Source organism: Sulfuracidifex tepidarius (assembly GCF_008326425.1).
GTDB lineage: Archaea > Thermoproteota > Thermoprotei_A > Sulfolobales > Sulfolobaceae > Sulfuracidifex > Sulfuracidifex tepidarius.
In genome coordinates this window covers 673,354-687,142 of sequence record NZ_AP018929.1, presented here as the reverse complement: position 1 = coordinate 687,142, position 13,789 = coordinate 673,354, and the positions used below count along the sequence as shown (strand labels likewise).

Here is a 13,789-nt window from a genome sequence, read left to right as displayed (position 1 = left end):
GAGATATTTCAGATGGCGAAATATTTAACGTTGGTTAAACCATGGTCATGACCATTTCCTCTATCGGGATTGAGTAGATTATAGCTTCTACAAAAGCTTCCTCGTCTATCCTGGTGAAAGCTTCGCCTCCCAGGTAGATCTGGCCGTCCTCGTAAACGACGCAGTAGTCTATCTTACCTTCGTTTAGGAATACCTTCACTATCTTCCCATCCACAGTTGCCTTAATTGCCTTCTTACCTCCGATCAATTTCACTCTCTGTATCAGATCGCCCATCTTCCCCTTCACCTTGTAGGACATGATGGGAGCGTGGTGGAACTCCTTGTTTTCAACCTCCTTGAGGTAAGGTATTAGATGGTCCATAACAATGTGAGAGTCTACGTCGCGTTTAGAGTCGTCCAGCTTTACTTCCAGTCTGGTCGGGAGGCTTAGAGTTATATTTAAGGTAGTTCTTTCATCTGTGGTAGGGCAGACTCTTAGATACCCTTTCTCTTTTCCTACCTTGAATGTGTATGATAACACGTTCTTCTCAATCAAGGGCCCTTCCATGTAACCTCTTATGGTCACGAGTTTGGAGTTGGTAGGGGCTACAAAGCCTATCATATATTTTCCTGATCTCTCCTTCGCCTCAGCCAAAGGGACGTACTTATCTGCCTTCCTGTCGTATGCACTAAGGACGATGAAATGTCCGAGTGTAGAAGCCATCCTTATTTCGTCTATGAATATGTCGTCAATGACTCTCAGGGAGAGGCTAGTTTCATATGTTGTATTGAACATAATGATCCTTAGTAATGTATCGTATTTTGTCTATATAAACTTTTCGTTATTCCTTTCATGATTTTATAGTATTCAGCTTATCTATTTTCTCGAGAACAGCTGAGAGAGTCGATAAGAGCTCCTCCTTTCCTCTGAAGTCAGATAAAATCTCTCTAGCTAGCCTCTGGTAAATGTCCATGCCTTTCATGAAAGTCTCGACTCCTTTCTCCGTTATTTTCACCGTGATTATCCTCCGATCGTCTGCAGACCTCCCCCTAGAGACCAATCCTATCTCTTCAAGCCTATCCACCGCCGCAGTTATTGCTGATTGGGTGACGAAAAACCTTTTAGCCAATTTAGCCATAGTCATCTCTCCTTCCTTTGTTGCCTTCAGGATCAGGAAATCTAAGTAGCTTATTCCAAGGCATTCCAGCCTCCTGTTCAACTCCCTCTGGAAAGCCCTATGGATTTTCGCAATGCTGCTCATGATAGAAATGTCCACGTCTTTAGTTGACATCATTTAACACCTTAACATTTAAAACTTTAAACTATTGTTCTAAAATCTATCCTCCTTTTAATCTAGGCGTGAACTAACTCACTTACAGACGTGACTTCCTGCTTCATGGATCTACCTTGCCCGTAACTAGAGCACGGATAGAGGGTGGAACTTTGCACGGGTTGTTCCGACCCCGACTCGAATATAGTCGGTGTGAAAGGCTATAGGACTTCTAGTCAGAGCACAGAGGTATCACGTCGGCCATCACTTAAAAACCTCTCGGTGACGCTTGCCCCGTCTATGACTGTCATCGACATGTCAACTGCGAGCCGATACTAAACTTATACAAAAGGTTAAAAACATCCATTCCCTCACTGGAGTCTTAAGCTCCCTTTAAACCCACCATTAAGGTAAATGAGGATGTCGTCTAACGCTATCTCCACGTTGAGTCCAGGCTTTTCATCTCTTGATCAACGAATAGCGCGGGAAAATTTGGGTCTCCCGTCTCAGACTAGTGCAAGAGAGGAGTAAATGATGAAAGGGATTCGCGTCTCCTTTGCGAATTCAGTTTATTTATTAAAATAGAATAAATTTAATTGAACGCTGTTATATGGGCTGGGTGGGGATTCTCGCTTGACAATTTCCTTTATTTATCTATTTTTACCATAATCACAGTTTGGAATGGCGACCTGAATCACCCTGATAAATGCCTCAGGGTATTTATGAGCTCATAATTTTTAAAATCGGAAAAATCTATCCTTTCATCTAACTAATGTAGAATATTTTTTAAAAAAGCAATTTAATCTATACATGTTAAAATAAGGTAAGAGATATGCTGTTTGTTGTCATTGTCTATTACTGGTTAGCCTCCTTTTTTGTATTAACTGGGTAAATACAACATATCCTATCATCACTGGCAGGAATATCCACAAGATGACGTCTACGACTTCCAGCGAAACGTTATAGTATGCGGAGGTAAATAATGAGGAAAGAGAGCCTTCAGCGTAGTGTTCCATGAAAGCTAAAGGTGAATCAAACGAGAGGTAGTCTTCATACTTGACTATGTTTATTCCGTTAAATTCCAAGATGACGAACAACACTGATTCTATGAAGAGGAAGAATACGAAAGTGAGGATTGATAGACCCAGGAACGTTCCTGAACTGTTCACGATACCTCCTATCAAGAACATCAAGGAGTAGAATGCGACTAGACTTAGCGAGAGTCCAATAAATATATACAAGGTTGGTATAAGTCCAACGAACGCCCCTGTGAGGGCGAGGAGGGTAAGGGAGACTATAACCATGAAGACTCCAGATGAGACGAACGCTGTTATCACCCCGCCCATGAACCTATTTACAAATATTTGTTCTCTAGTGATTGGCTTTGAGAGGAGGAACTCCAGAGCTCCCGTCCCTTTCGGCTTAGCTAAGAGGGAATAGGCTAGATACAAGAAGATTATCGGAAAGAACTCCGCGTATAAAGAAAATGAGCTCTCAAACCCTTCAAGCTCATCTATTGAAATAGCCGATCTGGACGTGACCTCCTGGGTTGTTTCCTCATATGAATAGACACCGGGATTGTATGAATGAATTGGTTTAGCTAGGATATCGAAATAGAGAGCTGAAGGGTGGTCTCTCACTTTTATTATATAGGACTTGATACCCTCGCTTTGATTAGCTATGAAATGGGAGTTTTCAAGAGGTCCGCTCCCCACATGCGTAGACGGAGATATGTGAGAGGTTACGTTATAGCACAACGATATTGGGTACAGAGTTGAGACGTAAAGCTTAACGCTCCCATTAGGGAAATAGTTAGATATCATAATTGATGGGCCTGAATAAGTATTACTCATAGCAGGGGAAAAGAGAAGTTCATTTGTATATGGAGATGGAAAAGAAAATGTATCATTTCCGGCTAAAGTGTCTGTAACGTTCTGTTTGTCCTCTTGATAGACTATCAAGGTATATGGCATAGCCTTAGACGTAAAGCCTAGGGAGACCTCTCCGGAGGAGTTAGTAACGCCCGATGCTACCTCGCCTCCGTTAGCGTAGGCAGACACTTTCACTCCCGAGGCTGGGTCTCCGTTAGGTCCTATAGCCATTGCGACGAGGTTAACGTGGTCTCCTTCGACCTGAGAGAAGCCTATCACGGAGTACTTGTAATCTACTTGGGATCCAATGCTGTGATCTATAGCATAGGCTATGCCAACTCCAGCTACAGCGAAGACGACTAAGAAGAGAAGAGTGGATATCCTCAGGAAACTTCTCTTGAAGTCAAACACGAACGGCCTCATTTTCAACACCTATAATCCTGAAGAACACCTCTTCCAGGGAAGAGTACTCAAGCTTCATCTCATACACCTTGTATCTAGACGAGATCATGGAGTTCACCCTCGAGGGGTCGTCGTTAAAGTTCCTCACGGTGACCTTGTCCCCATTAACTGTAGGTTCTCCGAACTTGGAGAGGTCGTCGATCAAGTTGTTGTCAACCTTGTCTACCCTCAATACCAAGGAGGGAGTTGCGAACTTCCTTATCTCGTCCATGGTCATGGTCTTCACTATCTTACCCTTGTGGATGAAGACAACCCTGTCTGCTAGGCTCTCCACTTCGCTAAGGATGTGTGACGAGAACAGGACAGCCTTCCCCTCCTTCTTGAGGTCAGCAGCGAGGTTCCTGAAGTATGCTATCCCTTGCGCATCGAGGCCATTTAACACTTCGTCGAAGAGGTAGTTCTGGGGGTTTGAGATGAGACATACAGCTAACGCGAATCTCCTCTTCATCCCTTGCGAGTAATTCTCCAGCTTCCTCCTCTCGACCCCCTTGAGTCCAACCTTCTCCAGCATCTCCATACCGAGCTTCCTCGCCTCGGAGGTGGAGTAACCGTAGTAACCGGCTATGTACACGAAGTAGTCTATCGCCTTCACGTCCAGCTCGAAGATGGGGAGTTCGGGGACCCAAGCAAGCCTCTCTGATGCCTTCTTCTTTTCCCTTATCACACTGTACCCGTCAACCAGGACGTCTCCGGAGTCAGGGTAAATGACCCCTGATGCTATTCTCATGGAGGTCGTCTTTCCCGCTCCGTTCAACCCCACGAAGCCTGTGATCTGTCCGTCGGGCACGTCGAAAGTCTCATCGTCGAGGGCCTTGAAACGGCCGAAAGTTTTACTTACGTGTTGAATTTGAATCATTGACTTTCAATATGCAATAACGTTTAAATGCCTTTTGCAAAGCCGCATAAGATGAAATTAAAACACAAAGAGACTAAGAACTGAAGAAAAAAGGAAATAGGACATTACAGGATTTCCTTCTCTTTTTCCTCTAGACCGGATTTACTTGATTTTTCTCCTTGATACATGATCTAAGCCCTGTGATATCAAGGCAATTCGTCACTTAGACTTCATCATTAAAGAGCCATCTCAAAATAACATATTCAAAATATTCAATTAGAATACTCAACACTAATTAAAATTAAATAAAAATTTTCTAAGATAAAAACTAAAATAATGAGAAGTATATAAAACATAAAGTTTATATAGAGTTTAAAGAGATAAACTTATAATGAAAATAATGTAAGAAACTTATGGACGCTTCAAAGTTAATTGAAAAAATGAGGTATGTAGTGGTCGGATCTTATCTTTTGTCATCTGTTTCCGGTGCGATGTTTTTAGCACTTGGCATAGTACTCCTGAACTTCAGGGAGACATACTATTTCGTGAAGACGGGAGAGATAGTTTCGCTTAACTATCCTAGAGTGTTTCTAATCGTAGGGACTCCAATCTTTTCTATAATGTTTGATGCTATCGTAATTATAGGAATGGAGATAATGATAAGGAGGATCTATGCTCTTAATGTGATAAAGTCTACTGCAGTTATACTTGCAGTAATCTCAATTCTATTCCTCCTTAATGGTCCTGCGCCTGATCCTTTAGATCTTGAGAACAGGCCTTTCGTCATAGGTCTGGCTTCTGCGATGATAGGTTTTAACGCGTTCGCTATGGGAATTTCGCTCTGGATGAGGAAGTTAGAGGAAAAGTTAGTGTAGGAGGCGTGTTGAAAGGTGATAGTTAAACCGAAGATAGAATGGTTTACCTTCAACAAGTTGAGAACCCCTTACGTGTATTGGAAGAACGTCATAGTGGTCCTCGAAAACCCAAGCAAGACCTTAGTTGTAGATGTTTGGAGGAACCAGCTATCCAGTTATAAACCGCCTAGAGAGGCTGAGAGGTTTAAGTTTACGTATAGGGTAGGTAAGGTGGACGAGGAAAATGAGGGATATCTCGAGTGCATAGCGCAGGAATTAGAGAAGAAGCTAAAGCCCCTACTTGTCAAGGACTTTAAATGTGAGGACATTACGGTGGTTCTAAATTGTTAATTGAAAATTTCATCAAGTGTTTAGGTAAGGCAATAGAAGTTAAGAGAGTGAACGAGCTAGAGTGGGACTTCAAGATTAGAGAAGAGATAATGCTGAAAGGAAAGGTAAGGGTAGTGATTTCCGTGATAGAGACAGTGGAGATAATCTTCAGGAACCCTGACGGCTACGGCAAGGTGGAGTTAAATCAAGGTAAAATACATTCCATCGATTACAAGGGAATCCTGCAGTCTAAATATAAGAGGAGAATTGAAGAGTGTGCGCCTATTCTGATAGAAGGGCTCAAGACAGTTTGAAACGTTATTTTACCTTAATGGTGGCTCAAGGTGGTGGAAGACCATAGTGAGGGGATGGATAGCCTCTTTGTAGTGAAAGTTGGATGCAAAAAGTCGTACATATTCAACGGCAGTCACAGACCGAGCAAGAGTAACCGAGACGCTTGTAAGTGAAGGTCTTGTTTGTCCTCTACTTATCAAGACACGTGGAATATTCAAGTCCAAGTCTCAACGACCCGTAGAGTTCAGCCCTCTAACAGTCCTTGGTAAGGTGAAGCAGTGAGGCAGGAAGCTCTATTCGTGGGGTCGAGGCAGTCCACAAACCTTCATCTTACGAGATTTCGCATCCAGACAAATCTGAAGAGTCACTCTTTTATCTTAACTATGTTATCGTTATTTTTGTCTTTAAAGTGAGGAGAAAAATCAGGTCATAGCCACATCGAAATTTGTTCTCAAAAAAATTAAATCTCTCTATTACATCACTCACTAGTGCTAAAGAAACTAACAACCTTAGCTATACTCCTGATTATGTTCTTTCAGCCGATCCTCTCGTTTTCTGCAGTCCTCTCGCCAGAATACGTTCACATGATTGAGGTGAAGTCTCTAGGGGTAGTCACTATTTGTTTCACTTCAGACGAACCCTCATATGCTACTCTTTACCTTGGAAATCAAGCTTTCCTGAGAATAACGTCTAACTCTTCCACGAAAGTTCTCCTCCCTCAGGGCGAATACGAGATCAAGTCCAACGCGAGTCAAGCACGCCTTAACTATTCATGGTCTAAGGTCTCAGGAGAGACGCTTGTCGTAGGGCCGAATCAGAGCGTGATACAGTGGGTCACGCCTTACTCTTCAGGATCTCCGTTCAGGATTACGGTGAACGTAGTGGGAAACTCGACTTTCAATTCGTATCTTTATAACTCATCCTTTATGTTGATATCAGCCAACAAAACGTGGGCCTATGATACCCTTCACCTATCCCCCGGGAGCTACGGTATAGTTGTAAACAACCCTCACAACTACAGTGAGGAGGCCTGTCTCAACTACGTGTTCGATCCAAGTTACGTGAACCCGTTCGTCGTAGCCAATGAAGATATGCCTATGGGGTTAGCCTCGTACGGAGTAATGAACGACTCAGGAAACGTGACCACATATGAAATCAATACATCGTCACTTTTGGGTTACGTAAACATATCGCAAATTAGGACGTTGAACTCGTCCCAAGACTTGGCAAACCCTTACTCCGCTTCAATTCAACTAAACGGAGTAGTTAGCAACGGCGACCAACAATATTTCATACAGAACGTAATTTACATGAACACATTTAATGACACATACTACCTTACAATGAACGTATTCAACGTAAGTCTTGACGAGAACTCATTGATATATGTGAGCTCTACTTCCGTGAAGGAATTCACATTTCCTTTTGTAGGTTATCTTGTGCTGAACGTCAGTCAAACCAACGGCGAGTCTGTCATGAGATCGGGTTTCGTGAATTTGACTTCAGAGAAGACTTACTGGTTCTCCAACTACAGTGTGAAGGGCATCTTTGATTTCCTGGTAAATGGTAAGAATTACACACCAGGGAACGTATCCAGATCTGGATTATTTTACGACGCAGAGCTCGTAATAGGCGGAGGAGGAAACGGGGAGGTGACTTCGCTCAAGTCCTATAACGGTTGGTTGGCTCTCCTTTACCTGAACGGAACTAGGTACGTCCCGTTTCCGTCTTACTACTCCTTTGGGGCAGATACTAAGGAGGGGGTGGACAACATGCACGTAGTCTATTTAGGTTCAGGTGAGGCATACAGTTACACTGGGAAGGAGAACTTGAGAGAATTGAAGCCAGAAGGGACACCGTTTCCCCTTCCTAAGGTATTCGGCTTCGAGAAGATCAACTCAACACGCTTTCCTAATACTACTACGTTGATCCATAGCGGAGATAACATGGAGATTGAGCTTGCCTTGGTGTCCGTCCTGTCAGGAGTAGTGGCTATAGTGGCAGTCCTTAAATTCAGATCATCTAGGGGGAAGTAAGGATGATAAGTTTATTTTTCTTTAAAGGAAAGAGGAAATAAATTGAGATTACGAACTCATTGAAAGAAGTGATAGTCTCGATTTCCAAGTATGTAAACCTAATAGGTGTAAAACTTCCAGGGAATCGAGTGGGGGGTATTATGAGTATTTGTCAGATGCTTTTTAAGAGCCTCGTCTTAAATTAGGTATATGAACAAAAGGCTAGTCATAGGCTTCACAATAGCCTTCTTTGCAGTTTTGACCCTAGCTTTGATATCTACATCGTTATATCACCCCCCGAAGGACGAACCTATAATAAGGGTGATCTCCGGTGAACTTACGCCTGACTTCAGTACGCATGGAGTTTACCTCAACATGCAATTCAGTAAGATCCCTACAGTCAAAGGGGCCTACCTGGACATTAACGGGACTAAGTACTATAACACGTCTCCCGTGAAGCTTCTGGACTCTCAAGGGAAAGTGATACTATGTACCACGTTCAAGGCTACACTGAAGAACGATACTTATTACGTTGTAAACTTGGTCTTTCAGAACGGGGGTGAGGAAAGTTACAGCGTAAAGTATATCAACATCTATTCTAGTCCTCTCCTCCCTCAGACGAGAGAATCTCCTCAGCCCTCTCGTGTATTTCCTTAGCGAGGTTCAACACGTTTTCAGCTACTTCCTTCACGTTCTCCTCACTTATCATCTTCTGTCTTTCCTCGCTTAAGCTCATGAACCCTTCCCTCATTTCTACGTCAAAGGACGCTGATAGCCCCATATGCATCAGGTAGTTCCTGAGGTCCAAGAAGTCCGGGTAGAACTCCCTCAAGACCTTCCTTAACGCCCTCCTGCACGTCATGTATACGCTCTTCCTGTCCTTTTCGTCGAATTGAAGTTTTCCGTACCCTCTGTCCCTCATGCAGTAGATTACGGGTAGCTCGCGTCCTAACGAGATAGCCTTGTCGTAGTAACCCGCCCTGATGTACAGCCTTACCATCTCCTCTATCTTAGTTACGTCGTCGCCTGATGGTAGTAGGATGGTACTCAGCATCTCCCTCGAGAGGTCGTCCATTGTGAGAGACCTCAGGTTCTCCATTTCCTTTAAGGAGAGGAAGGTGATCCCGTTCCTGAAGTACCACAGGGACCTCTTCACCTCGGGAAGGGAGTCCGGGATCAGTCTGTCATCTAGAAACCTCAACCCCATTGAAAGGTAGATGGGGTTCAAGTCCCATTCCTTGAGCCATTCACCGTCCACGTAGAAGACACGTGACTTGGATAAGAAAGAGCAAGTGATGAAAAGGAGGGAGGAGTCCAATTCCCTTGGTAAGATCACGATGACGTCCCTTCCCTTGATTTCATCATATATCCCGCTTAAAGTTGGGTTGACGGAAACAGTGGGGAACGGAAGCCCTGACACTTCCTCAGTGGTCACCCCTTTCTCTATATTAAAACACTCGCTTACTACTTCGTGGGGGGTGCCTTGTAGAACCTCTTTACATCGGAACTTAACCCTCTCGTGAAGCGGGCGGAATAGGAGGACGTAAGTCGGTTCCATGATTGTATATCTCATAACGAGTATTAAATGCAGGTAATGACGATTCTCCTTTCATCGAGTAGCTCTTATCAGAAAATCCTTGCAGATTTACATGACCCTAAAATTAATAGCGACGTGATAGAGGTCAAATAATTAGCTATAGGTTCTAGAACCTCCTCACTGCAAAATGGATAAAATTTGTTTTTTTTATAATACTACTAGGTGAAAACATTTAAGTCACATGAATTCCCGTGAAACTGCTCCGAGGTTAAATCAGAAGGACGGAAAAAGGCTGAGAAAGGGGAAAGCGAAATGAAAGTGGGAGGAAAAGAAAAAAGAGGTTGAAGTATTAATATGTATAACACACATGTTTTGAACTTAGTGCCCTTTTTCCTTCAAGAGCATACCTTGGTAAGTTTCTTTCATTTCTTCTTCATTCTCGACGCTATTAGCATTGCTATAACTATCACTATTCCCCCTAAGAAGGAATAGTCTATGTCACTTGACCCAGTGTTGGAAGTCTGACTCCCTGACACATTGTGGGTCATGGTTGACTGCTCGTTAGAAGTTACGCTCGATTGTGAGGGAGGTTGAGATGAACTCCCTGTGGAGCTCTGGGTCGCGTGGGGAGAACTCTGACTAGTAACCTCGAAAGTCAGCGGAGGATATTGAGAAGCGTTCAATTGACCGAAGTCGGTGAGGTCTAATTGACCTGAATTTACCTGCACAGCCCCGTCATAGGAAACATAAACGTCATTGGTGGACTCCCCAGTATCAGCCCCGAAGGTATAGTATGATGGGAATGAATACAACTTGTTGTCCACCACGTAAAATAGCCCTAACTTCCCGTGGAGGGATGTGAAACTCGTAGACTCTCCATTCGCTTCGCCTGCCAGCACTAGCTCTGCGTCGTAGTAAGACCCCATGTAAAAGTATATCCCAGCGGGAGTGTACTCAGTACCGTTCACCAGGAAATAAGGATCACCGCGTTGATGGATCGTGACGTTATTGAACCAGAACATCTCGTGGGTGTAAGTTCCGTTCTGCAGGATCAACACCCCGAATTTAATCAGAGTGCCGGATGAGGAGTTCTCCACTTTCATGATCATGTAACCTGCAAAGGAGAGGCTGTAACTGAGGAAGATAGAGGAGTTGTAGTTCCCGTAGTACGCGTTGTGACCTGTCCCAAGCACGAACCCTGAGGGTGAGGTTATGGACTGGTTGGTCAGAGTCGCGTTGTCAGAGGAGAGGTTGAACACGTTGTCGTGAAGGAACACTCCAGACTCGTTAGTTATGAATATAAGAACGTCTTGGGGCCAATACACCGACCCATTCAGGCTGACTACCGCATTCATCTGTAATGATGCCCCATAGTCGCTTACGTTATCCAGATATCCTGACGCGTTAAAGGCTTTTATCTCTGAGAAATTGAAGAAACCTGCAATCTCGTTGAACTTCAGGGAATATGTCGAGATGTTGGACGAGTTAGATACCCGTAGGACGCTAGTCCCATGGTGAAGGAGTCGTCCCTATTCAAACTGGTTAGGTAAGGGTTAACGTACTCTGGGTCTATCTTGTAGTAAAAGTAGGCCAATGCACTCTCCGAGTGAGGGTTAGTTATATTGAGGTAGTAGACCCCAGGCGAGAGATGAATGTTGTAACCGAAAGAGTAGTTTTGACCTAGCGTGATCGTGACGTCACTGGAGTTGAAGACGGTCGACGAGTTCCAGATGACGTAGGACACGGACTCGTTGCTTAAACCTTCTAAGTTAAGGGTGAAGGGAGAACCCATGGTAGTTAAATGTAGCCTGGTGAAGAAATATTCCTGAGACGGTATAGTTACTTCCTCCTGGGCTACCTCTGTAGATTTCACGAACTGTAACGAGGTCCAGTTGAGGTACACGTTAAATGCGGAAGGGTAAAAGGGAGAGTAAACCACCAGGTAGTACGTCCCTGGTGTGACCAAAAGCCCATTAACAACTTGTGATGAGTTCTGTTGATAGATCTCTCTCTGAACCCCTGTGGTATTGAAACACATGAACTGGTCTGCGTTCATTATGTCAACAGTAACTGAGGAGTTAGCCTTAACTCCGTAGATCAGTGCGTAACTTCCGTTAAGGTTTAGTTTAAAGTATTCGAAGTAACCTTGAGGTAAAGTGTACTCGTACTCTTGCCCGTGGGTCTGAGCTCCAAACCCCGGCAATAGGATAAGTGAGGCTAGAAATAGAATAAAGATTAAGATCCCTCTTATTTTCATGTTTATCGTATGTTACAAGCCTAATCTTCTATTAACTCTTGTTGAGGGACTTATAGGTCATTTCAAGTCTTATCGAGGCTACGCGAAAACCCTCTCTTAGCTAAACACTTAATTTAGAATTTGGTGGGAACCGAGAAGCTCGTTACCTAAGGAAATTAAAGATTACATGAAGTATTCATGTAATGCATAAGTCAACTAAAATATACATTAAATGATAATCTCTGGAGGTTGAGCTAAATTTCCGTTTAACAGCGATTAATCTATTGTGGAGCTCCATCCTTTACCTCTTAGGGGATGAATGGGGTAATAGAATAGTTCCGGATAAGGAAGAAAACCATGGAGGTTAAGTTCAACAAGAAGGTAGTGATGTTCCTCATAGCTAACATAGTCGTTTCAGATATTATAGGTATGGCCAGCCAGGAATGGGTCAGTGTGAAATCTGGGCTTTGCAGTTCAGCCGAAACGATAGCGTTGAGACATAGAACTTATCTTATTTTATATGACGTATTGATAAAAAGTGACGGTGCTTAAAAATGGATGAATAAATCTACCTATCTAGTTCCACTTCCATTACATTAGATGTTTCGATGCTCCACTTTCAAGTAGAAGTTCAGAGAAATAAGCGGAAATTCACTCAATATATTATTGAAAGGCCTAGATGTAAGTTAATTTCTCTATTCAGTTCATCTGAAAGTTTCATCGAGCGAAAGGCTGACAACGTAGATATATTTACATGTTTTCAAAAATCTTGCCTATGAAATTTTTAAATCTCACTGACTTCATAAGTATCTCGGCGTCTCTATCGTTCAAGCCTAGTGGACTATCTATGTGTTCTTTTATCACTACTATATTTTACTAAGATGAAGAGATTTCATGATTTTCACTAGATCACTTTGAGGAGTTGATCATGTCAAGCAACTTCGATATTTCTGACACGTCCCTTTTCCCTATGCCTAACGACTTAGCCGTGAGCATCATACCGTTAGTCAGCTCCGCGAGAGGTAGGTATTTGACTCCGTACCTTTTACACGAGTTTATTGCCATCTCCACGACGTGTTGTGCTAAGTCCAGAGAGAACGACTCATGATGTTGCCCTTTAGCTTGCCATATTAGCCTGAAAAGTTGAGCGTTGTTGGCCCCGCCCATGGAAAGGGCCTTAACTGCGGTCTCTGGATCCAAGTCTAAAGTCCTCATGACAGTTGAGACCTCAGCGTTGAGCGCCACGATTACAGTGCCTATTATGTTCCCCAACAACTTCAGCATTGTAGCCTGCACGTGGCTCCCAAGATACACGTGTTCCCCCATGTCGTTAAGGAGAGGGTTCAGTTTCTCGTATGTCTTTCTGTCCCCACCACAGTAAATGGCAAGAGTTCCCTCGTTGGCTTCCTTCGGGCCCCTCTCCAGCCTACACGTGAAGTAATCCAGATTTATGCTTGCCTGGTCCAGGACCTGCAACACCTCGTCTACGCTGAGGGTGGTCGTGTCAATTATCGTACCCCTGAAGTCCTTCAATAGGTTCAGTGCTTCCTTGACTTCGTTCCCCGTGGGAAGGGAGAGGATGATCACGTCAGCCCTCTTGGCCATCTCCTGCGGTTGCATGGGTATGGCCTTACACCTATTGTACGACTCTTGGTTTACGTCAAAACCGTAAACTTCGTGTCCTTTCCTGATCAAGTTGTTGGACATGCCAGAGCCCATTCTGCCAAGTCCTATCACTCCCACTTTCATCTCTACTCCCATGGATAATATACTCCATCGTTAATATTATTTTATTCGGAATCTAACCACTTTATATATCACGCTTCACAGTACGGTGGCTAAAACGAATATTTTTCTAATGTGTATATAGGAAACTGTTTAAATTAGGTAGAAAAACATCCGATTTATCTTAAAAAATCGCCTAATTTAATCCAAGTTTATACCTTTGTTTACATGAAAGCAGAATGTAATATGTCTTGTAAAGAGTTTTATCCTAATAAATTCTTGTGTTTTTTATGCTTTCTCACTACCTTATATATTATCAATATAACAACTATAATCTACCTGAAGTTAAACAAATTTTAGAGGTCTAGTAGCAGGGTCAT

Annotated in this window: 14 protein-coding genes; 6 read left to right on the top strand and 8 right to left on the bottom strand. The window is 43.3% G+C overall.

Translation table 11 applies throughout. The annotated features are described in order from the left end of the window. Positions 1-34: 34 nt before the first annotated feature. The 4 genes from IC007_RS03085 to IC007_RS03070 all read right to left on the bottom strand — a co-directional run bounded on the left by IC007_RS03085 (position 35) and on the right by IC007_RS03070 (position 4,439). The gene (locus tag IC007_RS03085) at positions 35-775 is read right to left on the bottom strand and encodes a hypothetical protein (RefSeq protein ID WP_054846154.1); all 741 of its coding nucleotides are present in this window, start codon (positions 773-775) and stop codon (positions 35-37) included. 55 nt (positions 776-830) lie between these two features. Further along, positions 831-1,274 carry a MarR family winged helix-turn-helix transcriptional regulator gene (locus IC007_RS03080; protein WP_054846153.1) on the bottom strand — a complete coding sequence of 148 codons (444 nt, stop codon included), beginning with the start codon at positions 1,272-1,274 and terminating at the stop codon, positions 831-833. A gap of 821 nt (positions 1,275-2,095) precedes the next feature. Beyond that, entirely contained in the window at positions 2,096-3,544 is a 1,449-nt protein-coding gene (locus IC007_RS03075; protein ID WP_149528344.1) for an ABC transporter permease subunit, read from the bottom strand. Further along, positions 3,525-4,439, bottom strand: coding sequence for an ABC transporter ATP-binding protein (locus tag IC007_RS03070; RefSeq protein ID WP_149528343.1), 915 nt, complete (start codon positions 4,437-4,439; stop codon positions 3,525-3,527). The genes IC007_RS03075 and IC007_RS03070 overlap by 20 nt, the downstream gene beginning before the upstream one ends. A gap of 392 nt (positions 4,440-4,831) precedes the next feature. Between IC007_RS03070 and IC007_RS03065 the strand changes: the two genes are divergently transcribed. From IC007_RS03065 to IC007_RS03045, 5 genes are all read left to right on the top strand, one after another. Beyond that, positions 4,832-5,293, top strand: a complete 462-nt coding sequence (locus IC007_RS03065; RefSeq protein WP_054846150.1) for a hypothetical protein — start codon at positions 4,832-4,834, stop codon at positions 5,291-5,293. 15 nt (positions 5,294-5,308) lie between these two features. Beyond that, positions 5,309-5,623: a hypothetical protein gene (locus tag IC007_RS03060; RefSeq protein WP_149528342.1), complete on the top strand. Its 315-nt coding sequence runs from the start codon at positions 5,309-5,311 to the stop codon at positions 5,621-5,623. Beyond that, the gene (locus IC007_RS03055) at positions 5,617-5,916 is read left to right on the top strand and encodes a hypothetical protein (RefSeq protein ID WP_054846149.1); all 300 of its coding nucleotides are present in this window, start codon (positions 5,617-5,619) and stop codon (positions 5,914-5,916) included. The genes IC007_RS03060 and IC007_RS03055 overlap by 7 nt, the downstream gene beginning before the upstream one ends. A 468-nt stretch (positions 5,917-6,384) precedes the next feature. Next, complete coding sequence (locus tag IC007_RS03050) at positions 6,385-7,932, top strand: thermopsin family protease (protein WP_054846148.1); 1,548 nt, start codon at positions 6,385-6,387, stop codon at positions 7,930-7,932. A 189-nt stretch (positions 7,933-8,121) separates the two neighbouring features. Then, positions 8,122-8,568, top strand: a complete 447-nt coding sequence (locus tag IC007_RS03045) for a hypothetical protein (RefSeq protein WP_054846147.1) — start codon at positions 8,122-8,124, stop codon at positions 8,566-8,568. Here the strand turns inward: IC007_RS03045 and IC007_RS03040 are convergent. The 3 genes from IC007_RS03040 to IC007_RS03030 all read right to left on the bottom strand — a co-directional run bounded on the left by IC007_RS03040 (position 8,510) and on the right by IC007_RS03030 (position 11,705). Beyond that, entirely contained in the window at positions 8,510-9,469 is a 960-nt protein-coding gene (locus tag IC007_RS03040) for a hypothetical protein (protein WP_149528341.1), read from the bottom strand. The two genes, IC007_RS03045 and IC007_RS03040, sit on opposite strands and share 59 nt — an antisense overlap. A 401-nt stretch (positions 9,470-9,870) precedes the next feature. Continuing rightward, positions 9,871-10,893: a thermopsin family protease gene (locus IC007_RS03035; RefSeq protein ID WP_232049040.1), complete on the bottom strand. Its 1,023-nt coding sequence runs from the start codon at positions 10,891-10,893 to the stop codon at positions 9,871-9,873. Positions 10,894-10,904: 11 nt separating this feature from the next. Next, entirely contained in the window at positions 10,905-11,705 is an 801-nt protein-coding gene (locus IC007_RS03030; RefSeq protein ID WP_149528340.1) for a hypothetical protein, read from the bottom strand. A 336-nt stretch (positions 11,706-12,041) separates the two neighbouring features. Here IC007_RS03030 and IC007_RS03025 point away from each other — a divergent pair, with 336 nt between their 5' ends. Next, a complete protein-coding gene (locus tag IC007_RS03025; protein WP_054846142.1) occupies positions 12,042-12,236 on the top strand; it encodes a hypothetical protein in 195 nt (64 codons plus the stop codon). 357 nt (positions 12,237-12,593) lie between these two features. Here IC007_RS03025 and IC007_RS03020 read toward each other — a convergent pair whose 3' ends face one another. Then, positions 12,594-13,433: an NAD(P)-dependent oxidoreductase gene (locus tag IC007_RS03020; protein ID WP_162302107.1), complete on the bottom strand. Its 840-nt coding sequence runs from the start codon at positions 13,431-13,433 to the stop codon at positions 12,594-12,596. Between the last annotated feature and the right edge of the window lie 356 nt (positions 13,434-13,789).

Excerpts from the sequence above, each read along its gene's own strand:
- IC007_RS03085 (WP_054846154.1), bottom strand. The coding sequence starts at position 775 with ATGTTCAATACAACATATGAAACTAGCCTCTCCCTGAGAGTCATTGAC.
- IC007_RS03080 (WP_054846153.1), bottom strand. The coding sequence starts at position 1,274 with ATGATGTCAACTAAAGACGTGGACATTTCTATCATGAGCAGCATTGCG.
- IC007_RS03075 (WP_149528344.1), bottom strand. The coding sequence starts at position 3,544 with ATGAGGCCGTTCGTGTTTGACTTCAAGAGAAGTTTCCTGAGGATATCC.
- IC007_RS03070 (WP_149528343.1), bottom strand. The coding sequence starts at position 4,439 with ATGATTCAAATTCAACACGTAAGTAAAACTTTCGGCCGTTTCAAGGCC.
- IC007_RS03065 (WP_054846150.1), top strand. The coding sequence starts at position 4,832 with ATGGACGCTTCAAAGTTAATTGAAAAAATGAGGTATGTAGTGGTCGGA.
- IC007_RS03045 (WP_054846147.1), top strand. The coding sequence starts at position 8,122 with ATGAACAAAAGGCTAGTCATAGGCTTCACAATAGCCTTCTTTGCAGTT.
- IC007_RS03040 (WP_149528341.1), bottom strand. The coding sequence starts at position 9,469 with ATGGAACCGACTTACGTCCTCCTATTCCGCCCGCTTCACGAGAGGGTT.
- IC007_RS03030 (WP_149528340.1), bottom strand. The coding sequence starts at position 11,705 with ATGAAAATAAGAGGGATCTTAATCTTTATTCTATTTCTAGCCTCACTT.
- IC007_RS03025 (WP_054846142.1), top strand. The coding sequence starts at position 12,042 with ATGGAGGTTAAGTTCAACAAGAAGGTAGTGATGTTCCTCATAGCTAAC.
- IC007_RS03020 (WP_162302107.1), bottom strand. The coding sequence starts at position 13,433 with ATGAAAGTGGGAGTGATAGGACTTGGCAGAATGGGCTCTGGCATGTCC.